We start from the raw sequence: 25810 nt of genomic DNA on the forward strand, positions 1-25810 counted from the left end.
TGCTTATCCTCGAGCTAGCTGGAGCTTGCGCTGATGTTGATGAGATAAGTGAGCAGATCCCCGGCCACCTGGCGGGTCCAGTTCTCCAGCATGACGAAATGCGGTACCAGTACCGACGCCTGCCACCAGGGATCCTCAATGAAAAGCTGGCGGCCCAGTGCGACCAGCACCACCACCAGCAGGACGCCGCGAATGGCGCCGAATACCATGCCCAATAGCCGGTCGGTCCCGCTCAGGCCGGTGACCCGGACCAACTCACCGAGCAAATGATTGATCAGCGCGCCGATCACCAGTGTCAGGACGAACAGCACACCAAACGCCACCGCCAAACGCAGACTGGGGGTCTCGATCTGATCCACCAGTAGCGCATCCAGCGCCGGGCTGAACAACCGCGCCACCACAAAGGCGGCCACCCACGTCAGCAGAGAAAAGGCTTCCCGGGTGAAACCGCGGCGGAGGCTGATCAGGGCCGACACAGCGATGATGAACAGGATGATGCCGTCTGCCAGGTTCAGAGTCATGAGATGGGGCGTGGGCGGAACAGGCGGCAAAGTTTACCAGAGCGTCCCGCGCTTGCCCATGGATGAACTTGAATGAACGTCATCGTCGGAGCCTATGTGTATAGGGGCATATTCGCTTGCAAGCCAGCTTCCCACAGCGGCTTTGTAGAGATCACTAAGGCACGAAGGTGCGCACCAGGCCGTCGAGGGCGAAGCGCTTGTCATCGCGCAGGCGCTGTTTCATCGCCTCGGCATCCTGGCGCTGGATTTCCGGCCCCACGAACACTCGCTGCCAGCGGTTGCCGTCCTGTTCCTGGGCGCGGAAATAGGCGTTGTAGCCCGCCTCGCGCAACCGTTCCACCAGGGCCTCGGCATTGGCCTGATCACTGAAACTGGCGACTTGAACGGTGAAGCCCGATGTCGGCAGGGTGCCGTTCTGCGCCGGGGCGGGCTCGGGTTCCGGCTCGGGATCCGGTTGCGGCTGGGGTTCCGGCTGGGACTCGGCTTGATCGTCCGGGGCCGGTGCCGCCTCGTCCTTGCCGTCCTGCTCTTCGGGCAAGGGCTCTTGCAGTTCCGCCTGGCCGGCATCGGCCACCGCCTGCTGATCCGCTTCGATCTCCCGCTCCAGGCTTTCCTGCTCCTGCTCATCGATGACCGGTTCCACCTCGGTGGTTTCCAGCGCCGGCGCTTCCGGCAAGGTCATATCCAATGCCACCCGGACCTGATCCGGGGAGCGCAGAACCAGGGGAGCGAGAATCGCCGCCAGCAGAAGCAGCAGCAACAGGCCAATCAAACGGTGACGGGTGCGGGACTGCACGAACGGAGGCTCCTTGCGAATAAAAGGTCCAACAACGGATGGGTCACGGACCCAGGCCGGCCACATCCCAGAGGCGATTCGGCCTGGCGCTGCCGGGATTCTAGCGCGCCGGCGGCGGAACCGCTTCGATCACCGTCAGGGCTTCGGCCACGGTGTAGAAGGATCCCACGATCACCACCTGATCGCCAGTATCGCTGTCGTTCACCGCCGCCGCCAGGGCTTCGGCGACGCTGTCGCAAAGATGGGCCGCCGCTGTCTTCGAAGTCACCCCCGACAACGCCGCCGCCAGCCTTTCCACGGTGGCGGCGCGGGGCAGATCCGGCCGGCACGGATACCACTCCAGTGGCTCGGCGGCGAACAGCGCCACCACCTGCTCCACCGGTTTGTCCGCCATCATGCCCAGCACCAGCCGGCGGCGGCCGGAACAGGCCGGCAACTGCCGCCGCAGCCGGGTCAGCGCTTCCAGGTTATGACCGACATCGAGAATGCAATCGATGCCTTTAAAACGGCGCCGGTCGCAACGGCCGGTAAGCCCGGTATCCGCTACCTGCCCCGGAATATGTGGGGCCGGCGCCAAACCCGCCGCTGCCAGGGCCTGGATCGCGGTGGCCAGATTGTCATCGCCCAGACGCGCCGGCTCCGGTATCCGGTAGCGGCGTTGCTCATCGCCGTCACGCACGGTCACTTCGCCATCGCCCAGCGTGAACTCCCGCCCTGCCCTTAGCGGCAAGGCCGCCAGCGCCGCCAGTTCCGAGTCCAGATTAGAAGGCGCCGCCGATTCACCAAAGACCAGCGGCCGGCCGGCCCGGCCGATGCCGATTTTTTCCCGCAGAATCGCTTCGCGGCTGTCGCCGAGCCAGTCCAGATGATCCAGCCCCACCGAGGTGACCACCGCCACATCGGCGTCGATCAGGTTGACCGCGTCCAACCGCCCGCCCAGGCCCACTTCAAGGATGCACAGGTCGGCGTCACTGCGCTGGAACAACCACAGCCCGGCCAGGGTGGTGAACTCGAAATAAGTCAGCGCGGTGTTGCCACGCCCTTGCTCCACCGCTGCGAAAGCCTGGCAAAGCGCCTGGTCCGAGGCGGGGCCATCAGGCAGCCGGACACGTTCATTGAAGCGCAGCAAATGGGGAGAGGTATAAACACAGCAGCGCAGCCCGGCGGCCTCCGCCATGGCGGTAAGCAGGCGTACCACCGAGCCCTTGCCGTTGGTGCCGGCGACGGTGATCACCGGCATCGGCAAGGTGCGCACGCCCAGATCTCCGGCGACGCGGCGCAAACGCTCCAACCCCAGCTCGATTTCGCTGGGGTGGAGCCGCTCGATGCGTTCGAGCCAGTGTTGAAGGTCGCTCATTGAGTGGACAGCGGCGCCCGGGTCATGTTGGCGAGAAGACGGTGCAGAGTGTCACGCATTTGCAGACGCGGCACGATCATGTCGATGGCGCCGTGCTCCAGCAGGAACTCACTGCGCTGGAAGCCTTCCGGCAGCTTTTGCCGCACGGTCTGCTCGATCACCCGCGGACCGGCGAAGCCGATCAGGGCATTGGGTTCGGCCACGTTGATATCGCCCAGCATGGCCAGGGAGGCGGATACGCCGCCATAGACCGGATCGGTGAGTACCGAGATGAACGGCAGCCCGGCTTCACGCAAACGCTCCAGGGCGGCGGAAGTCTTGGCCATCTGCATCAGCGAGAACAGACCTTCCTGCATGCGCGCACCGCCACTGGCGGAGAAGCAGACCAGCGGCAGCCGCTGTTCCAGGCACACTTCCACCGCGCGCACGAAACGCTCACCCACCACCGAGCCCATGGAACCGCCCATGAAGCGGAATTCAAAAGCACAGGCCACCAGCGGCAGGCCATGCAGTTTGCCTTTCAGCACCACCAGCGCGTCTTTCTCGCCGGTGTCCTTCTGCGCGCCGGTGAGGCGGTCCTTGTACTTCTTCGAGTCCCTGAACTTGAGCCGGTCCTCCGGCGCCAGTTCCACACCAATCTCGGAGGTGACGCCTTCGTCCAGGAACAGCTTCAGGCGTTTGCGGGCCCCGACACGCATATGGTGTTCGCACTTGGGACACACATCCAGGTTGCGCTCCAGTTCCGGCCGGTACAAAGCACTGTCACAGCGTGGGCACTTGCGCCACAGACCTTCGGGTACGCTGTTGCGACGGTTTTCCTGCGGTCGGCGAACCGCGGGCAAAATCTTTTCCAGCCAGTTGTTGCTCATTACCTAGACCCTTGTATTTGACCCGCTTTATGGGACCCGCTTCTCTCCAAGCGAGTACGGCACCGGCTTATTCGTCCATGGCGGAGCGCATGTCGGCAAGCACGGCCGCCACCGCCGGTGCGATGGCTTCGGTCCGTTGCGCGTTGGCGGCAATCTGGTTGACCAGCGCGCTGCCCACCACCACGCCATCGGCGACCCGGCTGACGGCCCGGGCCGATGCCGCGTCTTTGATACCAAAGCCTACCCCAATGGGCAATTGGGCAAGGTTGCGAATTGTTTCAACCCGCGACGCCACTTCCTCCACATTGAGGGTGGCGGCGCCAGTGACGCCCTTCAGGGAGACATAGTAAAGATAACCGCTGGCCGCCTCGCCGATGCGGCGAATGCGCTCATCGGTGGTGGTCGGCGCCACCAGGAAAATCAGATCGACACCGCGCTGCCGGAATTGCGGCACGATGTCCTCGCATTCCTCCGGCGGCAGATCCACCAGCAGCACCCCGTCCACGCCGGCACTGACGCAGGCATCGGCGAAGGTTTCGTACCCCATGGCTTCCACCGGGTTCAGATAACCCATCAGTACCACCGGAGTACGATCATCCCGACGCCGGAACTCGGCGACCATGGCGAGCACGTCGCGCAGGCTGGTGCCGGATTCCAGAGCCCGCTCACAGGCTTTCTGGATCACCGGACCATCGGCCATGGGATCGGAGAACGGCACCCCGAGTTCGATGATGTCGGCGCCCGCCTCCACCATCGCGTGCATCACCGGCACGGTCACTTCCCGGTTGGGATCACCGGCGGTGATATAGGGAATCAGCGCCTTGCGGCCGCTCGTGTTCAGTTGTTCGAAACAGGCTTGAATACGGCTCATGGCATTCCCCCTCAAAACTCGATGCCGTCGATATCGGCCACGGTCAGGATATCCTTGTCACCCCGTCCGGACAGATTGACGATGAGATTCTGGTCCGCGCTCATGGTGGGCGCCAGCTTGCGCGCATAGGCCAGCGCATGGGCGGATTCCAGCGCCGGCATGATGCCCTCCACCCGGGTCAGTTCACGGAACGCGGCCAGCGCTTCCTGGTCGTCGGCGGCCACATAATTGACCCGGCCGATGTCCTTGAGCCAGGAATGCTCGGGGCCGACCCCCGGATAATCCAGACCGGCGGACACCGAGTGGGTCTCGATGATCTGCCCGTTCTCGTCTTCCATCAAATAGGTGCGGTTGCCGTGCAGTACACCGGGGCGTCCGGCGGTCAGCGGCGCGGCGTGACGGCCGGTGGCGACACCATCACCGGCGGCTTCCACGCCGTACATGGCCACGCCCTCGTCCTCCAGGAACGGGTGGAACAGGCCAATGGCGTTGGAGCCGCCGCCGACACAGGCGACCAGCGCATCCGGCAGTTTGCCAGCCTGCTTCAGACTTTGCTCCCGGGCCTCGCGGCCGATCACCGACTGGAAGTCCCGCACCAGCATCGGGTACGGGTGCGGCCCGGCCACGGTACCGATGATGTAGAAAGTGTCGTCCACGTTGGTGACCCAGTCGCGCATGGCTTCGTTCATGGCGTCCTTGAGCGTGCGTGAGCCGGAGGTCACCGGAATCACGTCGGCGCCGAGCAGTTTCATGCGGTAGACGTTGAGCCGCTGCCGGCGAATGTCTTCCTCGCCCATGAAAACGTGGCACTCCAGCCCCAGCCGGGCGGCCACGGTGGCGGAAGCAACCCCGTGCTGACCGGCACCGGTTTCCGCGATCACCCGCTTCTTGCCCATGTGCTTGGCCAGCAAGGCCTGGCCGATGGTGTTGTTCACCTTGTGGGCGCCGGTGTGGTTGAGATCCTCACGCTTGAGCCAGACGCGGGCGCCGCCGAGCTGTTCGCTCCAGCGTTCCGCCAGATACAACGGCGAAGGACGCCCCACGTAGTGGGCCAGGTCGTAATCGAAATCGGCCTGGAATTGGGGGTCATCCTTGAGACGCCGGTACATGGTTTCCAGTTCGTCCAAAGCGGCCATCAGGGTTTCGGAGACGAACCGTCCGCCGAATTGCCCGAAGTGGCCCCGCTGGTCGGGGAATGCCTTGTAATCAGGACGTTCAGTCACCTCATGCTCCTCGTCTGGGATAGCGTACTGTCAGGATTGTCGCGCCGGACCGGCCTGATTAGGCCTTGGCCGCGCGCAAAAAGGCCCGCACTGCGTGGCGGTCCTTGATACCGCCGAGGGTGGCGCCGGTCACGGCCCGCACCTCCACGCCGCCGCTCACGTCCACCCCCCAGGGGCGCACCTGGCGCACGGCCTCGGCCACGTTGGCCGGTGTCAAACCACCGGCCAGGATCAACGGCAACGCCGATTCCCGGGGCAGCAGGCCCCAGTCGAAGCGTTCGCCGGTACCGCCGGGGGTGCCCGGCACATAGCTGTCCACCAATAACCCGCGGGCGCCGGCGGCGGCGTACTCGCGCGCCACCCTGGCCGGGTCGGCGCCGTCACGCATGCGCAGGGCCTTGATCCAGGGACGCTGGAAAGCGGCGCCGTATTCCGGCGTTTCGTCACCGTGGAACTGCAGCATGTCCAGGGGCAGCTCACGCAGGTACTCGCGCACCAGTCCCGCGTCGGCGTTGACGAACAAGCCCACAGTGGTCACCAACGGCGGCAACGCGGCGAGAATGCGCGCGGCACGTCGCGGATCCACGTAGCGGGGACTGGATGGATAAAACACCAGGCCGATGGCATCGGCGCCGGCGCGGGCGGCGTGTACCGCGTCTTCCGGACGGGTAATACCGCAGATTTTAACCCGGGGTGTGCTCATCGAAATCCTATCAGGAAACGCGGGCCGAAGGACAGCGCCACAGGCGGCGCCACCTGCCCCGCGGGGACCGTCCATGTTAGCAAAGCGGCGAGGGTCTGGCACGCGAACATGCCATTCAACACTTCCGAACTACGAAGCCGCTGCAGGAGTTGGCCTGCCGGCGAATTCCGGGCCTCCGGCGTCTGCCCATTCGCTTGCAGGCAAGCTCCCACAGCGGCTTCGTAGCACGACCTGTGGGAGCCAGCCTGCTGGCGAATTCAGGCCCTCCGGCGTCGGCGCATTCGCTTGCAGGCAAGCCCCCACAGTGGCTTCGACCCCTTTTCAACCTACTCCAACCAGAGCGGCCCCAACGGCTCCTTCGGCAATTCAAACTGATCCGGGTAACCGATATCCACCAGATACAGTCCATAGGGCGGCGCGGTGACGCCGCCTTCGCGGCGGTCACGAGCGGCCAGCACCTCGGCGGCCCATTCCACCGGTTGGTGACCGGCGCCAATAGCCATCAGCACGCCGGCGATGTTGCGCACCATATGCATCAGGAAGGCATTGGCCTCCACTTCCAGGATGATCATCCGACCGCGCTGCTGAATGTCCAGCCGGTGCAGCGTCTTCACCGGCGACTTGGCCTGGCAATGCACACAACGGTAGGACGTGAAGTCATGGGTGCCCACCAGCGCCCGGGCGGCATCGGCCATCCGCTGCACATCCAGCGGCCGGTGGTTCCAGGTCACCTGTCGGCGGAATAGCGCCGGCGGCGCGCCGGCATTGTAAATCACGTAGCGATAGCAGCGCCGGAAGGCACTGAAACGGGCGTGAAAGTCATCGCTCACCGGCACCGCCCAGCGAATCGCCACGTCATCGGGCAAAAAACGATTGCCACCCATGACCCAGGCTTTCATGTCACGATTGGCGTTTGAATCGAAATGGCACACCTGGCCGGTGGCATGCACACCCGTATCGGTGCGGCCGGCACAGATCAGCGTCAGCGGATGATCCGCCACCCGCGACAGGGCCTGCTCCAGGTGCCATTGCACCGTGCGTACGCCGTTCGCCTGGGTCTGCCACCCATGGAAACGGCTGCCATCGTATTCCACCGCCAACGCGATCCGGGTCATGATGGGCCTGTTTTTTCACGCCAAAAGGAAGGGGCGATACCTTACGGCATCGCCCCCTTTTTTTACAGAACGGCGTTTTCGCTATCGTGGCCGCATCGCGGCTCGTGAGCCACTGGTGTCCCACAATTCGCTGGCACGCTGGCACGCAACACGCCGGCACGCCAAACCCAAGGCCCGCTTGCCGGCCTTGGGGATATGAATTCAAAGCAACCTCGTCATGCCGGACTTGATCCGGCATCTCCTTCTACGAAGTCATGCCCCTACAGAGGGAGATGCCGGATCAAGTCCGGCATGACGTTTTTCAGAGGCTCCCTACAAAGCCCATTGCACTCTCACGTCCAAGATGACCGCGTGTTTTCAAAGCGTGTTAGCGTGACGGCGTGTTGCGTGTAAGCGATACCGCCTTACTCGACGCGCTCCAGCAACTGGCGGGCATCGTCCCGTTGGCTGTCACTGCCTTCGCTGATCACCTCGTTAAGGATATCCCGGGCGCCTTCCATATCCCCCATCTCGATGTAGGCGCGAGCCAAATCCAGTTTGGTGGCGTTTTCATCGGTTTCCGCCAGAAAGTCGAAATCATCGTCCTCGTCGGCGGACACCGGCGCGGGCGGTTCCTGAACCTCGCTGGCCGGCGGCTCGGCGGGCGCCGGAGCCTCGAAGGCCTGGTCCCCGAAAGCTTCCGTGCCGGCATCGGCGGCCACCGGCTCGGGCAGTTCGATCGCCTCCTCCGGGGTTTCATCGGCACCGGCATCGTCCAGATCCAGGCCGTCCAGGGAGAACTCGAAGGTGTCGTCCCCCTGATCCTCCGTCCCCGCTTCGCCGTGGTCGTCGCTCTCCGGTTCGGAGACCGGCTCGGCAGCGGGCTCGGCCTTGTCGCCGTCCCACTCCAGTTCCAGGTCGTCCAGTTGGAACTCCAGTGATTCCGATCCTGGCGACATCGTCCCGGCCGCCGGTTCCTCCTGCAAGGCTTCCACCGGCGTCGAGTCCAGCTCCAGGCCCTCGATGTCATCGCTGTCGTCGGTGTCGGAAGAAAAATCCAGGTCATCCAGATCGAGACCATCCGAGCTTACCGGAGTATCGTCCCGGACCGTCAGCGTGGAGTGGGTCAACGGCTCCTCGTCCAGGGCCAGGGCCTCTTCCGGGTCGTCGTCGATCAGCACCGGTTCGTCGTCATCGGCCTCGCTCGGCGGCGCCTTGTCATCGTCCAGACTGAACTCGAAGTCATCCAGATTGAGCGGGTCCTCCCCCCTTTCTTCGTGCTGATCGTGCTCCGACGGGGCCGGCGCGCTGAAATCACCGGCCAGATCCAGTTCCAGATCGTCCAGGGATAGCGGGGCGGACTGGTCCGTGCCGGACTGTCCGCCACCACCCAGCCGTTCGATGGCCCGATCCAGTTCCACCGCGGTGCCAGCGTACAGCGCGGCCTGCTGCCGGAACGCCGCCTGATCGCCCATCTCGTTCAGCACTTCCAGCAGCCGCACTTTCAAATCGTTACGGCCCGGCGCCTGATTGATTTCATTACGGAGGAAATCCGCCGCCTGCGGGTAGCGGCCATAGGCCACATAGACTTCCACCTCTTCCAGCGGATCCTGATTGGCGGACGCGGCGGCACGGGATCCATCCTCTTCATCGACGTCGCCGGCGCCGGCGCCGGTCCGCGCCACCATCGGGTCCTGCCCGGACGGCCCTTCGTCCTCGTTGTCGCCGTCATCCGCCAGCGGCATCAAGGGCGGCAAAGCGTCTTCCTCCGGGTCATCCTTGCCGCCCTGACGGCGGCGCAACGCCAACAGCAGAAGCAGCAACAGTGCCGCCACGGCGGCTCCAAGATACAGCAGGTTGCGCATTACCCAGTCCAGCCAGCCAGCGGGCGCCGGGGCAGCCGGCTCGGCCGCCGGCGGCAGCGGACGCACGGAAGCGGCGCTGTCAGCGCCGCTTGCCGGTTGGGACAGGGGTTTCGGCGCGGCCTCGGCGGCGCCGTCGGGCCTCTCCATAGTAGAAGAGTCCATAGTAGAAGAGTCCATGGCAGCGGACTCGGCCGGCGGCGAAGTGGCCGCCGCCGGGCCCGGGCCGGATCCGGTGTCGCTCCGTTGCGACGCCGGATCCTTCATTTCCGTTGGCGCCGGCTCGTCCAAGGCCCGTTGCTCAGGGGTTATCCGCGTAGAGGGCATCCGCGTAGGCGCGAGCAATGCCTCATCCACGCCGCCATCGCCTTCGCCTTCCCGCAGCTGCCGCAATGCCTCCTGAAGCGCCGCGATCTTCTCATTTTGCAAGCGCAGCATTTCGCCACTGGTGCCCAACTGCTCGTCGAGTTCATCGATGCGGCTGCGCAGCTCATCGTTTTCCCGAGTCAGCCGGTCCAGATTCTCGTCACGGATAGCCAGTTCGTTCTGCAGCGCGGCGGTGGCCGCCTCGCCGCCGTCGCCGGTACCTGTGCCATCACCGTCACGGGCGGCGTCGGTGGAATCCGGCGCCACCAGCGTGACCCGGCCGCCATCGTCGTCCTGCTCCACCGGTGCGGCATCGCTTTGCTCGGTGGCATCCAGTTGCGCCGCCGCCAGTGTTTCCTCTTCATTGCCGCTGGCCGCGCGCCGCTGGCGCCATTCGCTGGTTTGATCGGCCACCCGCCGCATGGCTTCGCTGCTGGCGATCGCCGCCGCCTGACGTTCGCTGGGCAGCCGCAGCACCGCGCCTTCCCGCACCAGATTGATGTTGCCGTCGATGAAGGCTTCCGGGTTCATCTCCTGAATCGCCATCATCATTTGTTGGACGGAGACCCCCCCGCCAGGGCGATGCTCGGCGGCGATGCGCCACAGGGTATCGGACGAGCGCACCCGGTAGCGGTCATTGCTTTCGTTCAGAGTGCCACGCCCCGGTGTCGCGCCGCTGGCGGTGCCACCCTGGTCCGAGTCCGCTTCCGCTTGCTCCGGTTCCGGCTTCGGTTCCGCGGATTCGGCCACCGGCTCGGCGGCGGTTTCCGTCTCGTCTCCTGGTTCTCCTTCCGTCTCCTGGTCACTGACGGCGGGCGCCAGGGCTTCGGGTTCGGGCTCCGGCGCGGGCGGTGCCGGTTCGGTTTTCGGCTCCGCTTGCGGCACGACCGGCACCGGCGCCGGTTGAACCTGGGCGGCACTGACCGCCTCACCACCGGCATCGTAGCTGGGCGGATCCAGCAATACGGTGTATTCGCGCACCAGGCGGCCGGTGGGCCAGAGGATTTCCACCAGGAAGTTGAGGTAGGGCTCACGCACCGGCTGGCGGGAACGGATATGCAGCACCCCGTCGCCCTCGCCGGTGAAGGTCACCTCGAAAGTCAGATCATTGAGGAAATAGCCACGATCCACCCCGGCGGAGTCGAATTCCGCTTGCGGGGCCAGATTGACCACGATTTCCTCTGTCGACAGCCGTCCGGTTTCGTGCAGGACGACGTCCATCTCCAGCGGCTGGTTCAGATAGGAGTTAAGCTCGTATTCCCCCACCCCCAGAGCAGCCGCAAGCCCCGGCGTCATCGCCGCCAGCGCGACAAACCCTATGCCAAATTTTCGGAGCATGTGGTTGAACCCCAGTTACTTATTCTGTATTCCCCGCCCTCTGAGCCGGCAGGCACGCTGCGGATTTCTTTCCGCGAGTCTCGGAATAAGGTCTGGAACAATCCAGAGAAAACAAACCTTATTCTGAGACGCTCTGGTCAGAAAGTCCGCATTCGATTGTGCCCGACGACGGGGTATAAACCTAGAAACTGCGTCACATATTGCTAGTAAGTGCGCATTTTTCATGGTTTTTTCGGAAAAATGCACGCCCAACCGTGAATTGAAACGCCCCCACCTCGGGCCGTCAGGGCGGCCCGAGAGCTACGACTTTATTCTGGTGGGATGGGGGTTGTCGAGGGGGTAAGCACTTCCTTTGCCCATGAATTGCCTCTGGCCGCATACACGTCGCTACAAGGCCGCTGTGGGAATTGGAGTCGGACGGTTGAGAACAGGATCAGGCCCCGGCGAGCAGTTGCTCCACCAACAGGACGGCATTACGGGCGGCGCCGGCCTTGATGTTATCGGCCACGGTCCAGAAGCTCAGTTCGCCCTGCCCGTCCACGTCTTCCCGGGCACGGGCCAGCCGCACCAGCGGCTCTTCCTTCACCTGCCGTACCGGGGAGGCACCATCGCCCTCACCGCCGTCGTCCTGGGCCAGACCCGGTGCCTCGTCCCAGCAGGCCTGCGCCTGAGCCAGACCGATGGGCAGACCGCCGCGCACCACCACCACCTGGGAAAGGCCATGGAACACCGGCACCTGCACACAGCTCACATCCACGGCCAGGTCCGGACGGCCGAGCACCCGCCGGGCTTCCAGCATCAGTTTCAATTCCTCGCTGGTATAGCCGTTGTCCTGCAGCCGGCCGACGGTGGGCACCAGGTTGAAGGCGTATTGCGGTTCCGCGCCTTCACTGGCCTCCATGCCATTGAGTAAACGCGCGCTCTGGCGGGCCAGACGCTCCACGCCATTGCGCCCCGAGGAGGAGGCGGCCTGCAACTGGGTCACCGTGACCCGCTGCAATTCGGAGATCGCCATCAGCGGCTTCAGCGCCAACATCAGTTGCACGGTGGCGGCGTCGGCGGCGGCGGCCAGATTGCGCTCGCGGGCGGCGGGAATCTGCTCGTCGTTGACCCCGGCCACCAGCAACGGCACGTCCGGCTCGTAGCGGAACGCCGGCGACAGGTCCAGGACCATGGCTCCGGCGTCCACCGCGCGCGGCGCCCATTCCTGGGACACCGCGGCGCCGGCGGCGAACACCACCAGCGCCACGCGGGAGAAGTCGAAGCCCTCCAGCCGCTGCACCGTCAGCGAACGGCCGCCCACCCGCAACGACTTGCCTTCACTCTCTTCGGAGGCCAGCAGGAACAGCTCTCCGTAGGGCACCTTGCGCTGCGCCAGCTGCTCCAGCAGGGCATCGCCCACCAGGCCGGTGGCACCAACCACCGCCAATCCGGGTTCCATCGACATTGCATTTTCCTCCAGGACGACTGCCGTCCCATGGTTGGGAACAGCGCTTACACGCAACACGCCGGCACGCCAACACGCCAAACCCGGCTCATGAGGGTCGTGCAACGCCCCCCGGGTTTTAGCGTGCCAGCGTGCCGGCGTGCAAGCGTGCCAGCGATATTTATCTTTCCAGCAGAATCCGCAGCATGCGACGCAGCGGCTCGGCGGCGCCCCACAGCAACTGATCGCCGACGGTGAAGGCGTTGAGGTATTCGCCGCCCATGTTCAGCTTGCGCAGGCGCCCCACCGGAACGGTCAAGGTGCCGGTTACCGCCGTCGGCGTCAGGTCACGCAGCGTCGCCTCTTTCTCGTTGGGCACCACTTTTACCCAGTCGTTGGCGTTGCGGATCAGGTCGTAGATTTCGTCCAGCGGCACGTCCTTTTTCAGTTTCACGGTCAGTGCCTGAGCGTGGCAGCGCATGGCACCGATACGCACGCAGGTGCCGTCCAGCGGAATCGGCTGCTCGCCGCGACCGAGGATTTTATTGGTCTCGGCCTGGGCTTTCCATTCTTCCTTGCTCTGGCCGTTTTCCATTTCCTTGTCGATCCACGGCAGCAGCGAGCCGGCCAGTGGCGCACCGAAGTGCTGTTGCGGCAGATCACTGGACCGCATGGTGTCCGCCACCTGACGATCGATGTCAAGAATGGCGCTGGCCGGATCCGCCAGTTTGTCCGCCACGGCACCGTGGATGGTGCCCATCTGCGCGATCAGCTCGCGCATGTTCTGGGCGCCGGCGCCGGAGGCCGCCTGGTAGGTCTGGGCGCTGGCCCACTCCACCAGATCGGCGTTGAACAAACCGCCCAGGGCCATCAGCATCAGGCTCACGGTGCAATTGCCGCCGACGTAGTCCTTGACGCCGTTGTCCAGCGCCTGGTCGATCACCTTGCGGTTCACCGGGTCCAGCACGATGACGCTGTTGTCCTGCATGCGCAGCGCGGAGGCGGCGTCGATCCAGTAACCCTGCCAGCCGGCTTCACGCAGTTTGGGATACACCTCATTGGTGTAGTCGCCGCCCTGGCAGGTGACGATGACGTCCAGTTTTTTCAGCTCATCGACGCTTTTGGCGTCGCCCAGCGCCGGAATTTCCTTGCCCACATCCGGGCCGGCCTGGCCGACCTGGGAGGTGGAGAAGAACACCGGTTCGATGTCCTGGAAATCGTTTTCCTCACGCATGCGGTCCATCAATACGGAACCGACCATGCCACGCCAGCCGATAAAACCGACTTTCTTCATTGAGACTTGTCTCCCGAAGGGGTTGCCCCTTCTTAATCTATGGGTTCAGGCGCCGATCAACCGCGAGCCAGTGCTTCGGCCACGGCGGCGCCCATTTCCTCGGTGCTCACTTTGCGCGTGCCCTCGGTGTAAATATCCGCGGTACGCAGCCCCTGATCGAGAACCTGCTCCACCGCGGCCTGAATCGCATCCGCCACGTCGCCACGCTCCAGACTGTAGCGCATCAGCATGGCCAGCGACATGATGGTGGCCAGCGGGTTGGCGATGCCCTGGCCGGCGATATCCGGCGCCGAGCCGTGGCAGGGTTCGTACAGGCCCTTGCGGTTTTCGTCCAGGGACGCGGAGGGCAGCATGCCGATGGAGCCGGTGAGCATGGCGGCTTCATCGGAGAGGATGTCACCGAACAGGTTGCCGGTGACGATCACGTCGAACTGTTTCGGCGCGCGTACCAGTTGCATGGCGGCGTTGTCCACGTACATATGGGACAGTTCGATATTCGGGTAGTCCTTGGCGGCGTCGGTGACCACCTCTTTCCACAGCTCGGTGACTTCCAGCACATTGGCCTTGTCCACCGAGCAGACCTTGTTGTTGCGCTGGCCGGCCAGTTCGAACGCCACCTTGGCGATACGGCGCATTTCCGATTCGGAATAGACGTCGGTGTTGAAGCCGACCCGCTCGCCGTTCTCCTCACGGATACCGCGCGGCTGACCGAAGTAGATGCCGCCGGTCAGTTCACGGACGATGAGAATATCCAGGCCCGACACCACTTCCGCTTTCAGCGAGGAGGCGTCCGCCAGTTGCGGGAACAGAATCGCCGGGCGCAGATTGGCGAACAGGCCCAGCGAGGAGCGCAGCCGCAGCAGGCCACGCTCGGGGCGCTTGTCCCGTTCGATGGTGTCCCACTTGGGACCGCCGATGGAACCGAACAGAATCGCGTCAGCGGCGCGCGCCTTGTTCAGCGTGCTCTCTGGCAGCGGGTCACCGTGCAGGTCATAGGCGGCGCCGCCCACCGGCGCCTCGTCCAGGCTGATGTCGAGGCCGAAACGCTGCTCGGCGGCGCGCAGCACGCGCACCGCTTCCTGGACGATTTCCGGGCCGATGCCGTCACCCGGCAGAATCAGAATGTGGCTCATGGTTCGCTTCCGTGGTGTTGTCCTGATCAGTGGTTCGCGTGCTCGGCGAACACCCAGGGCTCGCGGGCCCGGCGGCGTTCCTCATAGGCACGAATGGTGTCCGCTTCCTGCAGGGTCAGGCCGATCTCATCGAGGCCGTTGAGCAGGCAGTGTTTGCGGAACTCATCAATGTCGAAATCGTAGGCCTTGCCTTCCGGCGTGCGCACCTGCTGGGCTTCCAGGTCCACGGTCAGACGCAGGCCGGGATTGGCCGCCTCGGCCTGGAACAGCTCTTCCATCTGCTCTTCGGAGAGCACAATGGGCAGCAGGCCGTTCTTGAAACAGTTGTTGTAGAAGATATCGGCGAAGCTCGGCGCGATCACCGCGCGAAAACCGAAATCCATCAACGCCCAGGGCGCGTGCTCACGGCTGGAGCCACAACCGAAGTTGCGGCGGGCCAGTAAAATAGTAGCGCCCTGATAGACCGGCTGATTCAACACGAAATCCGGGTTCTTCGGCCGTGCGTCATTGTCCTGGCCCGGGTAGCCCTCGTCCAGATAACGCCACTCATCGAACAGGTTCGGCCCAAAGCCGGTGCGCTTGATCGACTTGAGAAACTGCTTCGGAATGATCTGGTCGGTGTCCACGTTGGCGCGATCCAACGGCGCCACCAACCCTTCATGCTTGACGAATTTTTCCATGATCGCTTACCCCAATTCCCGCACGTCGACGAAATGACCGGCCACCGCGGCGGCGGCGGCCATGGCCGGGCTCACCAGATGGGTGCGGCCGCCGTTGCCCTGCCGGCCCTCGAAGTTCCGGTTGGAGGTGGAGGCGCAGTGCTCACCGGGTTGCAGACGGTCCGGGTTCATCGCCAGACACATGGAGCAACCGGGCTCGCGCCATTCAAAACCGGCTTCGATGAAGATCTTGTCGAGGCCTTCCTGTTCCGCCTGCTTCTTCACCAGACCGGAACCCGGCACCACCAGCACCTGCTTCACCGAATCCGCTTTCTTGCGGCCCTTGGCCACATCGGCGGCGGCGCGCAAATCCTCGATTCGCGAATTGGTGCAGGAACCGATGAACACCCGGTCCACGGGAATATCACCGACCTTGATGCCCGGCTTGAGGCCCATGTACTCGTAGGCGCGCAACATACCGGAGCGTTTCACTTCGTCGTTTTCCGCCTGCGGATCCGGCAGGCTGGCGTTCACCGCCACCACCATTTCCGGGCTGGTGCCCCAGGAGACCTGCGGGCTGATGTCGGCGGCGTCGATCTCCACCACGGTATCGAATCGGGCGTCGTCATCGGACACCAGGGTGCGCCAGTAGGCTTCCGCCTGTGCCCATTGTTCACCGCTGGGCGCCATCGGGCGGCCCTTGACGTAATCGACGGTGACGTCATCCACCGCCACCATGCCGGCACGGGCGCCGGCCTCGATGGCCATGTTGCAAACCGTCATGCGGCCTTCCAGGCTCAGCGAGCGGATGGCGCTGCCGGCGAATTCGATGGCGTGGCCGGTACCGCCGGCGGTGCCGATCACACCGATGATGTGCAGCACCACGTCCTTGGCGGTGACGCCGGGGCCGAGGTCGCCCTCCACCTTCACTTGCATGTTCTTCATCTTCTTGGCCACCAGCGTCTGGGTGGCAAGCACATGCTCCACCTCACTGGTGCCGATACCGTGAGCCAGACAGGCCAGTGCGCCGTTGGTGGAGGTGTGGGAATCGCCACACACCACGGTCATGCCCGGCACTACCGCGCCCTGCTCCGGCGCCATCACGTGCACGATGCCCTGACGCACGTCACCGATACCGAACTCGGTGATGCCGAACTCGCGGGTATTGTCCTGCAGCGTCTGCACCTGAATCCGCGAGGTCTCATCGGTGATGTCGGCGGCGCTCTTGAACGGCGTGGTCGGCACATTGTGGTCGATGGTCGCCACCGCCGCGCCGGTCCGCCAGGGCTGCCGCCCGGCCAGACGCAGCCCTTCGAAGGCCTGCGGCGAGGTCACTTCGTGAATGATGTGACGATCGATGTAGATCAACGCCGATCCGTCTTCCCGCTGGGCGACGAGATGGGCGTCCCACAACTTGTCGTAGAGGGTCTTGCCTGCCATTGATGCTTCTCCTGGAGCCTTGGGGGGCTGTTAATGCCCACACCCTACGCGGGGGCATAAGATAAATCCAATTCATCTTTTTTATGGTTTGGATTCCCAGAGGTTATTTGAGAGTATTGCAGAGATCCGGAAAGCAAAGGGCTTCCGGCCTTGCAAGGGAAGCGCTGGCACGCTTACACGCAACACGCCTGCACGCTACCCCCCCTATTTTTGCGTGTTGCGTGTTGCGTGTTGCGTGTTGCGTGCAAGCGAGACTTTATGGACACCCAATCCCTGCAAGCCTTCATGGCCGTGGCCGAGAGCGGCTCCTTTTCCGGCGCGGCGGAGCGGCTGTTCCTGACCCAGCCGGCGGTGAGCAAGCGCATCGCGGTGCTGGAGCAGCAACTGGGCGCGCGGCTGTTCGACCGGGTCGGGCGGCGCATCCGCCTCACCGAAGCCGGCGAAGCGCTGTTGCCGCGGGCGCGGAAGGTGCTTCAGGAACTGGAGGACATGGGCCGCGCCATCAACAACTTAACCGGCGAGGTCAGCGGTACCCTGCGCATCGGCACCAGCCACCATATCGGTCTGCACCGCCTGCCCCCGGTGCTGCGGCGTTTCTCCCGGGAGTACCCGCAGGTGCGTCTGGACATTCATTTCATTGATTCCGAGGAAGCCTGGGAGTCGGTGCTGCACGGGGATCTGGAGATGGGGGTGGTGACCCTGCCGCCGCAGCCGGATACCCGCCTGCACAGCCAGGTGATCTGGGACGACCCGCTGGTGTTCATGTGCGCGCCGGAACACCCGCTGGCCCGGCAAGCGGATCTCACCCTGGAAACCCTGACCCGCTTCAGTGCCATCCTGCCCTCTCCGGTGACCTTCACCCGCCGCATCGTCGAACGGCTGTTCCAGGAGCACGGCCTGGCGCTGAACATCTCCATGTCCACCAACTATCTGGAGACCATCCATATGATGGTGTCCATCGGCCTGGGCTGGAGCGTGCTGCCGGCCACCATGCTGGACCAGAGCGTGATCGAACTGGCGGTGGACACACCGCTGCCGGAACGCAAACTCGGCGTGGTCACCCACCCCGGGCGGAGCCGGTCGAATGCGGCACGGGCCTTCCTTGAAGCAATTAATAGTGAATAGTTAACAGCGATGACGGCAGTGAATAGTTAACAGTTAACAGTGAATAGCGAAAGTCAAAAACAGTTCGTGTCTTTGCTGTGGGAGCCAGCCTGCTGGCGAATCCCGACCTCCGGCGTTGGGCCATTCGCTTGCAAGCAAGCTTCCCACAGCGGCTAAAGACCAGCGCTTTTGATTTTCACTGTTAACTATTCATTGTTCCCTATTCACTGCCCTTGTCGCCGGGCACCGGCGACAAGGGCGCCACCACGTCCGCATTTTGCGCGCGGTGGCGCAGGTAGTGGTCCATCAGCACCAGGGCCATCATGGCTTCGGCGATGGGGGTGGCGCGCACGCCGACGCAGGGGTCGTGGCGGCCTTTGGTGACCACTTCGGTGGGCTGGCCGTCCAGGGTCAGGCTGCGGCCCGGGATCAGGATGCTGGAAGTGGGCTTGAGGGCGATGCTGGCGCGCAGGCGCTGGCCGGAGCTGATGCCGCCGAGGACGCCGCCGGCATGGTTGCTGACGAAGCCTTCCGGAGTCATCTCGTCGCGGTGCTGTTCGCCGCGCTGGTTGACCACCTCGAAGCCGTCGCCCACTTCCACCGCTTTCACCGCGTTGATCGACATCAGAGCCTTGGCCAGATCGGCGTCGAGGCGGTCGAACACCGGTTCGCCCCAGCCCGGCGGCACGCCGTCAGCGAACACCGTGACCCGGGCGCCGATGGAAGATCCGTCCTTGCGCAGGGCGTTGATCAGTGCTTCCAGTTCAGGGACTTTGTCGGCGTCCGGAAAGAAGAAGGGATTGTCGTTGACCGTGCTCCAGTCAAGCTGTTCGGCACGGATATCGCCGATCTGCTCGACGCCGCCGAAAATCCGCACCCCGATCCGCTCGGCCAGAAACTTGCGGGCGATGGCGCCGGCGGCCACGCGCATGGCGGTTTCCCGGGCGGAGGAGCGCCCGCCGCCGCGGTAATCACGGAAGCCGTACTTCTGGGTGTAGGTGTAGTCGGCGTGGCCGGGACGGAAGGTATTGGCGATTTCGCTGTAATCCTTGGATTTCTGATCGGTGTTTTCGATCAGCAAGCCGATCGGCGTGCCGGTGGTCTTGCCTTCGAACACGCCGGAGAGGATGCGCACCTGATCCGGTTCGCGTCGCTGGGTGGTGTAACGGCTGGTGCCGGGTTTACGCCGATCCAGCTCACCCTGCAGGTCCGCCTCGCTCAACGCCAGCCCCGGCGGGCAGCCGTCGACGATAGCCCCGAGCGCCGGGCCGTGACTCTCACCGAAGGTGGTCACCCGAAACCGTTCACCAAAACTGTTCCCAGACATTCGTGCTCCTCGATCAGGGGTCGCCGGTCAGCCGGCGAAATACTCACGATGGTCGATCAATTGTTGCCGTGTCAGCAGAAAAACGCCATGGCCGCCGCGCTCGAACTCCAGCCACAGGAACGGCACCTCCGGCCAGGCCGCCATCACGTGCTGGTCGCTGTTGCCCACCTCCACGATCAGCACACCGTCATCGCTCAGATAATCGGCGGCCTCGGCCAGAATACGGCGGGTGAAGTCCAGACCATCGGCGCCGGAACCCAGTGCCAGTTCCGGCTCGTGGTGGAATTCCTCGGGCATGGCGGCGAGATCGGCGGCGTCCACGTAAGGCGGGTTGGAGACGATCAGATCATAACGCCCCCGCAAGCCGTCAAAGCCATCCGCAAGCACCGCCCGCACCCGGTCACCAAGGCCGTAGTGATCGATATTGGCCTGGCACACCGCCAGGGCGTCGGCGGAAATATCGCTGGCATCCACCTCGGCGTCTTCCAGTGCCATGGCCATGGCGATGGCGATGCAACCGCCCCCAGTGCACAAATCCAGTGCACGCACTGGCTGGTCCGGATCCAACCAGGGCTGGAAACCGGCTTCGATCAGTTCGGCGATCGGCGAACGGGGGATCAGCACCCGCTCGTCCACCTGGAACGGCAGACCGCAGAACCAGGCCTGGCCGGTCAGATACGGCGTCGGCACCCGCTCGTTGACGCGGCGCGCCAGCAGGGCCACGAAGGCTTCCACTTCATGGGGCAGCAAACGGGCATCGAGCATGCGGGGGTCGGTATCGTGGGGCAACGCCAGCACATGCAACAGCAGCGCCAGCGCCTCGTCACCATGGTCGTCGGTGCCATGGCCCAGAAACACCCCGCCGCGGCGCAGGCAGCTCTCCCCCCAACGCAGACAATCCCGGGGCGTGCGCAGGGTGGCCCGGGCCTGTTGTTGCTGAATCTCGTCGATCACCTGAGGACCTCCACGAATGGGCGCGCAAGATTAGCATAGAACGGCGCGGGATGGAGGGTCGCGGTCCGCTGGCCGGCCCCCACATAGCACTTTCACCGGATTGATTTCCCGGGCCCACCTGCGCCACTCTCACAAGGTTGCCCAAAATAAGCAGGATGCGATAACCCCATGCCCTCCCTCACCGTCCGTCAGGACGGCCCCCTGACCCTGGTCGAACTGCCCGATGGCATTGATGTGGATCCGGCGGTGCAGTGGCGTATCTACCGTCAGCGGCTGGCGCTGTTTCATATGCATGGCGAACGGCGTCAGCACGTCATCTACTGCGGCAATATCGGCAGCCTCGACATGCGTGCCGCGCGCTTTGCCTGCGGCGCCGATTTCGCGCGGATCACCGCGCACAAGGTCATCGTGCTGGAAAGCGCGCTCAACCGAACCTTCGCGCACATGATGCTGACGCTCAATAAGCCGGCGTTTACCGTCAGCACGGCGTTATCGCTCGAGCAGGCGAGAACCCGGCTACTCAGTGAGCTTCCTGCCGATACAACGGACAGTACCCTTGCCGCCAGTATCAAAGGCAGGTAGTAAAGAATAAGTGGCCGCTGCCCATAATAATCACGCCCTCTTTTTTCGCGGACACTGATGAGGAAGCCATGCGCATCTGGTTATTCAAAACCGAACCCGACGCCTTCAGCCTGGACGACTTACAAGCCGCCCCGGACGGTATCTCCGGCTGGGATGGCGTGCGCAACTATCAGGCTCGCAACCGGTTGCGCGATGAAGTGAGCAACGGTGATCGCGTTCTGATTTACCACTCCAGTTGCAAGGTGCCCGCCATCGTCGGCGAGGCGGAAGTGGTGTCCGACGCCTATCCGGATCCTTCTCAATTCATTATCGGCGGCGCCGGCGAGGACCCGCGTAGCCACCCGGACAACCCGCGCTGGTATCAGGTGGATGTGCGCTACCGGCGCCACTTTCCCGAACCGCTCTCCCTGGCGACCATCCGCGATTACGTGGAGTTCGCCGACATGGAGCTGGTGACCCGCCCGCGCCTGTCGATCCAGCAGATAACGGATCGGCAGTACCAGCAGATTCTGGCCCTGTGCGGAATCGATGAGCCGCGAGGCGCTGGCGGCGCGGCCTGACCGGGCAAGAGGCGGTTTCACTCGCCATCGTTTCCTCCGGTATGCTTAAGTAAGAAAAACAACGCAGTGGGGCACTCTATGAAACTGCATCACCAGATTTTTCTCGCCATGATTTTGGGCGGGCTGGCGGGCTGGGTGACCAGTGAAGATACCCGGATACTGGGCATCGCCGTTATCGAAGCCTATGACCTGATCGGCACGCTGTTCATCAATGCCTTGAAAATGCTGGTGGTGCCCTTGATCACCACCGCCATCATCAGTGGTCTGATCAACGTTGGCCAGGGCAAGAACCTGGGCCGACTGGGCGCCAAGACCGTGCTGTTCTATATGAGCACCAGCCTGATCGCCATTCTGATCGGTTTGTTGCTGGTGAATCTCATCACCCCGGGCATCATCGACGGCGAACCGGCCCGGGACCTGCTGGGCTTCGCCGCCAACACCCAGGACGTGCTGCAGAAAATCGAAGGCCGGGGCGCCGGCGAGTTCACTCAGATTCTGCTGCAAATGTTACCGCCCAATCTGGTGCAGGCCGCCGCCGATGGCCAGATGCTGGGGCTGATCGTGTTCTCGCTGCTGTTCGGCTTTTTCCTGCGGACGCTGGCCGGAGCGCCGGGCGAAACCCTGCGCAACATGGTCGAGGGGTTCTACGACGTGATGGTCAGCATCACCATGCTGATCATCCGTTTCGCTCCATTGGGCGTGTTCGGTCTGATCGCCGCCACCGTCACCCGCACCGGGTTGGACGCCCTGGAACCGCTGCTGTGGTTCTTCTTCACGGTACTCGCCGCCCTGTTCCTGCATGCCTTCGTGGTGATGCCACTGCTGATCCGGGTGTTGGCGCAACGCTCACCCTGGCGCCATTTCCAGGCCATGTCACCGGCGCTGATGACCGCGTTCTCCTCGGCCAGCTCCGCCGCCACCTTGCCGTTGACCATGGATTGCGTGCAAAAGCGGTCCGGTGTCTCCAAGCGCACCGCCAGTTTCGTGCTGCCGCTGGGCGCCACCGTGAACATGGACGGCACCGCGCTGTACGAGTGCGCCGCCGCCATTTTCATCGCCCAGGCCTATGGTCTGGATCTGTCCTTCGGCATGCAGTTCGCCATTGTTTTCACCGCTCTGATCACTTCCATCGGCGTTGCCAGCATCCCCGCCGCCAGCCTGGTGGCGATCACCGTGATCCTCGGCATCATCGGCCTGCCGGCGGAGGCGATTGGTTTGATTCTGGTCACCGACCGTATTCTCGACATGTGCCGTACCGCGGTGAATGTGTGGGGCGACAGTGTCGGCGCCGTGCTGCTGGCCCGCAGTGAAGGCGAGGAAAATGTGCTGCAAACCCCGATGCGCCAACTGGATGGCCAACGTCATGCGGTGTAGACCTGGCCTGCGGCGCGAGCACCGGCCATGAGTCAGGCCAGCCCCGTGATGCTGATCACCGGTGCCGCCCACGGTCTGGGCGCCGCCCTGGCCCGGGCGGCCGTTGATGATTACCGGCTGGCGCTGCTGGATCGTGACGAACTGGCCGGGCAAACCCTGGCCAATACCCTGCGCGGCCGTACCGGCGAGGTGTTATTCCTGCACGCCGACGTCAGTGATGAACGCGCGGTCCGTCAGGCAATGGCACGAATACAGCGGCGCTGGGAACGGCTGGACGTGGTGATCAACAACGCCGGCGTCGCCGACACCGGTCCGTTCGAGGCCCTCGGCAACCACGGCTGGGAAACGCTGTGGCGGACCAATGTAATGGGCACCGTGTACGTGTGCCGGGCGGCGCTGGCGCAGATGAAACCCCAGAACAGCGGCCACCTGATCAATATTTCGGCGCTGGCGGGCATCACCGGACCACCCGGACTGAGCAGCTACGCCGCCTGCAGCGGCGCCCTGGTGCGGCTCAGCGAGGCGCTGGCGGCGGAACTGGCCGGCACCGACATCGCCGTCAGCGTGGCCTGTCCCGACCTCTTCGCCAGCACGCTGCATCAGCGGCTGACCGGTGCCGACCCGCTCAGCCGGGCGCGCCTGGAACGGGCCATGCGCCGCGCCGCCGATGACGTCGACACCGTCGCCAGGGAAATCCTCGGCGCCACCGCCAAACGGGCGCTGTACATTTTCCCGCAAGCGGAAGCCCGCCGCGCCTGGCGCCGCAAGCGGCGCAACCCGGTGCGATTTTTCCATAAATGGAAAAAACGCAGTTAACAGTGAATAGGGAACAGTGAATAGTTCGCGCGCTACGAAAGGCGGTAACTGAAATCAAAGAGGCCGCGCCCCACCCTGGACGCGGCCTCTTTGATTGGAAAAATAAAAAAGCGGACTATTGCGGATCGGCAAACGGCCTTTGCGTCATCGCAACGCCGCTTTCTTTGCGCTGTTAACTATTCACTATTCACTGTTCCCTGTTCTCTGTTCCCTATTAACTCTTCACTGCTTTTCTTCTATGTACCGCAGCGTGGCCCGATAGTCCCCTTCCAAGGCCTGGTCGAAACGCTGGCCGATCAGTTTTTCCAGTTTGCCACCCACCAGAGGCACCGAGGAGCGCACCGCCACCTGGGTGATCTGGCGGGATTCGCCGCCGCCATCGCTGCCGGGTAACAGTGTCATGGTGCCGTTGACTTTCACCGGCACATTGCCGAGGGCGAAGCGGTATTCCGCGCGGTACCCGCCTTCCGGCGCCGGGTGCCAACGGAATTCCGTGGTCAGGTCGGCCCGGGTGGGCAAAAAGCGGCGGGCGAAACCGGGAATTTTATCAGCGCGGATGGTAATCGGCTGGACGATACGGATCAGCGCGCCGTCCTCGGTCTGTTCAAAGGCATCAAAGCGATAATCCTCCACCTTCCCCCAGGCATAACGCTGCTCGAAAAACGCCTTGCTGGTCAGAATCGCGTACAACGTTTCCACATCCACCGGATAGCGGCGCTCCACCGTCATTTCCATGTTGTCTCCCGAACGTTTTTTCGTATTGGCCAGAAAGCCTGTGTGCAAAGAACTCTATGATGGGCCAGAAACGGCGGGGAAGGTACACTGGAATACCAGTTCTGAACAGGATCGGGGGGCAGCATGAGCGACACACGTCCCTATGCCTTGGTGTTGTATGGCGCCACCGGTTTCACCGGCGGACTCACCGCCCGCTACCTGAGCTGTCATTTGCCCCGGGATGTCCGCTGGGCGATTGCCGGACGGCACCGCGATGGTCTGGAGAAAATCGCCGCCGCCCTGGAACAGCGCGGCCACCGTCCGGATCTGCTGATTGCCTGCAGCGACGACGACACCAGCCTCGATGCCATGGCCGCCAGGACCCGGGTGCTGGTCAGCACGGTGGGGCCCTATGTCCGTCATGGTGAACCGCTGGTGCGGGCCTGCATCGGCCAGGGTACCCACTACTGTGATCTCACTGGCGAGCCGGAGTTCGTCAATCGCCTGCTGCTGGAGCACCATGCCGCCGCCCGCGACGCCGGCTGTGCCATCGTCAACAGTTGCGGCTTCGACTCCATTCCCTACGACGTCGGTGTGCTGTTCACCATCAACCGGCTGACCCAGGCCCACGGCCGCCCGCTGGACCAGCCGGTAACGGTGGAAGGGGCGCTGACCGCTTCCGCGGAGTTTTCCGGCGGCACTTGGCATTCCGCCCTGGAAGCCTTCGCCCGCCCCGGCGCCAATCGCGATAGCCTGCGCCGGGCCAACGAGCAACTGCGCCGGGACTATCCGAGGCAGGTCGCCACGGTGCCCTTCCGCGCACGGCGCGACGCGGATCTGGGCGGCTGGCTGGCACCGCTGCCAACCATCGACCCGATGGTGGTGCTGCGCTCCGCCCGCGCTCTGGAGCGCTATGGCCCGCAATTCCGCTATGGCCATTACCTGGCCAGCGGCAATCCGCTCAAGCTGGGCCTGGGTGCCGCCGCCGTCGGCGCGCTGATCGGCGCGGCGCAAGTGGGCCCGCTGCGGCGCTGGCTGTTGCAACGCCGCCCCGCAGGCGAAGGCCCGGACGCGGCCACCCGTGCCCGCTCCTGGTTCCAGGTGCGGCTACGCGGTCGTTGCGGAGACAGCGAAGTGTTGTGCCGGGTGTCCGGTGGCGACCCCGGCTACGACGAAACCGCCTGCATGCTTGCCGAAACCGCCATGGCGCTGGCTCTGGATCCGGGCCAGCCGCGGGATACCGGCGTCATCACCCCGGTGATGGCGCTGCGTGACCAACTGTTGGAGCGCCTGATCAACGCCGGCATCCGTTTCGAGGAGCTCCACCAGACCAGCGGATAAGGAGACCAAGTGAATAGCCCATTCGCTTGCAGCGGCCCGCCGCCCGGACAAACTCCCACAGCGGCTTCGTAGTCTTTTCCGTGGAA

The 25810-nt window shown here is 64.1% G+C and carries 23 protein-coding genes; 6 read left to right on the plus strand and 17 right to left on the minus strand.

Going from position 1 to position 25810, the window contains the following annotated elements; genetic code table 11:
• Positions 1 to 14 precede the first annotated feature (14 nt).
• The 14 genes from MA04_RS10310 to leuC all read right to left on the minus strand — a co-directional run bounded on the left by MA04_RS10310 (position 15) and on the right by leuC (position 16952).
• Complete coding sequence (locus MA04_RS10310) at positions 15 to 515, minus strand: CvpA family protein (protein ID WP_026949739.1); 501 nt, start codon at positions 513 to 515, stop codon at positions 15 to 17.
• Between the two features lie 160 nt (positions 516 to 675).
• Positions 676 to 1317 (minus strand): SPOR domain-containing protein, encoded by a 642-nt coding sequence (locus MA04_RS10315; RefSeq protein ID WP_163122185.1) that lies wholly within the window; start codon positions 1315 to 1317, stop codon positions 676 to 678.
• Between the two features lie 100 nt (positions 1318 to 1417).
• Positions 1418 to 2674, minus strand: a complete 1257-nt coding sequence (locus MA04_RS10320; protein ID WP_262460357.1) for a bifunctional folylpolyglutamate synthase/dihydrofolate synthase — start codon at positions 2672 to 2674, stop codon at positions 1418 to 1420.
• Positions 2671 to 3543 carry an acetyl-CoA carboxylase, carboxyltransferase subunit beta gene (gene accD, locus MA04_RS10325; protein ID WP_163122191.1) on the minus strand — a complete coding sequence of 291 codons (873 nt, stop codon included), beginning with the start codon at positions 3541 to 3543 and terminating at the stop codon, positions 2671 to 2673. The genes MA04_RS10320 and accD overlap by 4 nt, the downstream gene beginning before the upstream one ends.
• 67 nt (positions 3544 to 3610) lie before the next feature.
• On the minus strand, positions 3611 to 4414 hold the full coding sequence (gene trpA / locus MA04_RS10330; protein ID WP_262460358.1) for a tryptophan synthase subunit alpha: 804 nt from the start codon (positions 4412 to 4414) through the stop codon (positions 3611 to 3613).
• Between the two features lie 11 nt (positions 4415 to 4425).
• Positions 4426 to 5637: a tryptophan synthase subunit beta gene (gene trpB / locus MA04_RS10335; protein WP_163122197.1), complete on the minus strand. Its 1212-nt coding sequence runs from the start codon at positions 5635 to 5637 to the stop codon at positions 4426 to 4428.
• A gap of 58 nt (positions 5638 to 5695) precedes the next feature.
• On the minus strand, positions 5696 to 6340 hold the full coding sequence (locus tag MA04_RS10340) for a phosphoribosylanthranilate isomerase (RefSeq protein WP_163122201.1): 645 nt from the start codon (positions 6338 to 6340) through the stop codon (positions 5696 to 5698).
• Positions 6341 to 6666: 326 nt separating this feature from the next.
• Positions 6667 to 7455, minus strand: a complete 789-nt coding sequence (gene truA, locus MA04_RS10345; protein WP_163124406.1) for a tRNA pseudouridine(38-40) synthase TruA — start codon at positions 7453 to 7455, stop codon at positions 6667 to 6669.
• 404 nt (positions 7456 to 7859) lie between these two features.
• Positions 7860 to 11000: a FimV/HubP family polar landmark protein gene (locus MA04_RS10350; RefSeq protein ID WP_262460359.1), complete on the minus strand. Its 3141-nt coding sequence runs from the start codon at positions 10998 to 11000 to the stop codon at positions 7860 to 7862.
• A gap of 433 nt (positions 11001 to 11433) precedes the next feature.
• Positions 11434 to 12447 (minus strand): aspartate-semialdehyde dehydrogenase, encoded by a 1014-nt coding sequence (locus MA04_RS10355; protein ID WP_163124400.1) that lies wholly within the window; start codon positions 12445 to 12447, stop codon positions 11434 to 11436.
• A 160-nt stretch (positions 12448 to 12607) separates the two neighbouring features.
• Complete coding sequence (gene asd / locus MA04_RS10360; RefSeq protein ID WP_262460360.1) at positions 12608 to 13720, minus strand: aspartate-semialdehyde dehydrogenase; 1113 nt, start codon at positions 13718 to 13720, stop codon at positions 12608 to 12610.
• A gap of 56 nt (positions 13721 to 13776) precedes the next feature.
• Positions 13777 to 14853, minus strand: coding sequence for a 3-isopropylmalate dehydrogenase (gene leuB, locus MA04_RS10365; protein ID WP_163124394.1), 1077 nt, complete (start codon positions 14851 to 14853; stop codon positions 13777 to 13779).
• A gap of 26 nt (positions 14854 to 14879) precedes the next feature.
• Positions 14880 to 15533, minus strand: a complete 654-nt coding sequence (gene leuD, locus MA04_RS10370) for a 3-isopropylmalate dehydratase small subunit (RefSeq protein WP_163124392.1) — start codon at positions 15531 to 15533, stop codon at positions 14880 to 14882.
• Positions 15534 to 15539: 6 nt separating this feature from the next.
• Positions 15540 to 16952, minus strand: coding sequence for a 3-isopropylmalate dehydratase large subunit (gene leuC / locus MA04_RS10375; RefSeq protein WP_262460361.1), 1413 nt, complete (start codon positions 16950 to 16952; stop codon positions 15540 to 15542).
• A 258-nt stretch (positions 16953 to 17210) separates the two neighbouring features.
• On the opposite strand from leuC, the gene MA04_RS10380 reads away from it, so the two are divergent.
• A complete protein-coding gene (locus tag MA04_RS10380) occupies positions 17211 to 18077 on the plus strand; it encodes a LysR family transcriptional regulator (RefSeq protein WP_163124387.1) in 867 nt (288 codons plus the stop codon).
• 199 nt (positions 18078 to 18276) lie between these two features.
• On the opposite strand, the gene aroC is transcribed toward MA04_RS10380, so the two are convergent.
• The gene (gene aroC, locus MA04_RS10385) at positions 18277 to 19383 is read right to left on the minus strand and encodes a chorismate synthase (protein ID WP_262460362.1); all 1107 of its coding nucleotides are present in this window, start codon (positions 19381 to 19383) and stop codon (positions 18277 to 18279) included.
• A 27-nt stretch (positions 19384 to 19410) separates the two neighbouring features.
• Positions 19411 to 20337 carry a 50S ribosomal protein L3 N(5)-glutamine methyltransferase gene (prmB, locus tag MA04_RS10390; RefSeq protein WP_163124381.1) on the minus strand — a complete coding sequence of 309 codons (927 nt, stop codon included), beginning with the start codon at positions 20335 to 20337 and terminating at the stop codon, positions 19411 to 19413.
• A 168-nt stretch (positions 20338 to 20505) separates the two neighbouring features.
• On the opposite strand from prmB, the gene MA04_RS10395 reads away from it, so the two are divergent.
• From MA04_RS10395 to MA04_RS10410, 4 genes are all read left to right on the plus strand, one after another.
• Positions 20506 to 20919 carry a hypothetical protein gene (locus MA04_RS10395; RefSeq protein ID WP_163124378.1) on the plus strand — a complete coding sequence of 138 codons (414 nt, stop codon included), beginning with the start codon at positions 20506 to 20508 and terminating at the stop codon, positions 20917 to 20919.
• Between the two features lie 68 nt (positions 20920 to 20987).
• Positions 20988 to 21479 carry an EVE domain-containing protein gene (locus MA04_RS10400; RefSeq protein ID WP_163124375.1) on the plus strand — a complete coding sequence of 164 codons (492 nt, stop codon included), beginning with the start codon at positions 20988 to 20990 and terminating at the stop codon, positions 21477 to 21479.
• Between the two features lie 78 nt (positions 21480 to 21557).
• Entirely contained in the window at positions 21558 to 22853 is a 1296-nt protein-coding gene (locus MA04_RS10405; RefSeq protein WP_163124372.1) for a dicarboxylate/amino acid:cation symporter, read from the plus strand.
• A 27-nt stretch (positions 22854 to 22880) separates the two neighbouring features.
• Positions 22881 to 23669 (plus strand): SDR family NAD(P)-dependent oxidoreductase, encoded by a 789-nt coding sequence (locus MA04_RS10410; RefSeq protein WP_262460363.1) that lies wholly within the window; start codon positions 22881 to 22883, stop codon positions 23667 to 23669.
• A 222-nt stretch (positions 23670 to 23891) separates the two neighbouring features.
• Here MA04_RS10410 and MA04_RS10415 read toward each other — a convergent pair whose 3' ends face one another.
• The gene (locus MA04_RS10415) at positions 23892 to 24404 is read right to left on the minus strand and encodes a DUF2505 domain-containing protein (protein ID WP_163124366.1); all 513 of its coding nucleotides are present in this window, start codon (positions 24402 to 24404) and stop codon (positions 23892 to 23894) included.
• Positions 24405 to 24527: 123 nt separating this feature from the next.
• Between MA04_RS10415 and MA04_RS10420 the strand changes: the two genes are divergently transcribed.
• Positions 24528 to 25724 (plus strand): saccharopine dehydrogenase family protein, encoded by a 1197-nt coding sequence (locus MA04_RS10420; RefSeq protein WP_163124363.1) that lies wholly within the window; start codon positions 24528 to 24530, stop codon positions 25722 to 25724.
• Positions 25725 to 25810: the final 86 nt, after the last annotated feature.

The organism is Alloalcanivorax balearicus MACL04, assembly GCF_025532145.1.
Lineage (GTDB): Bacteria > Pseudomonadota > Gammaproteobacteria > Pseudomonadales > Alcanivoracaceae > Alloalcanivorax > Alloalcanivorax balearicus.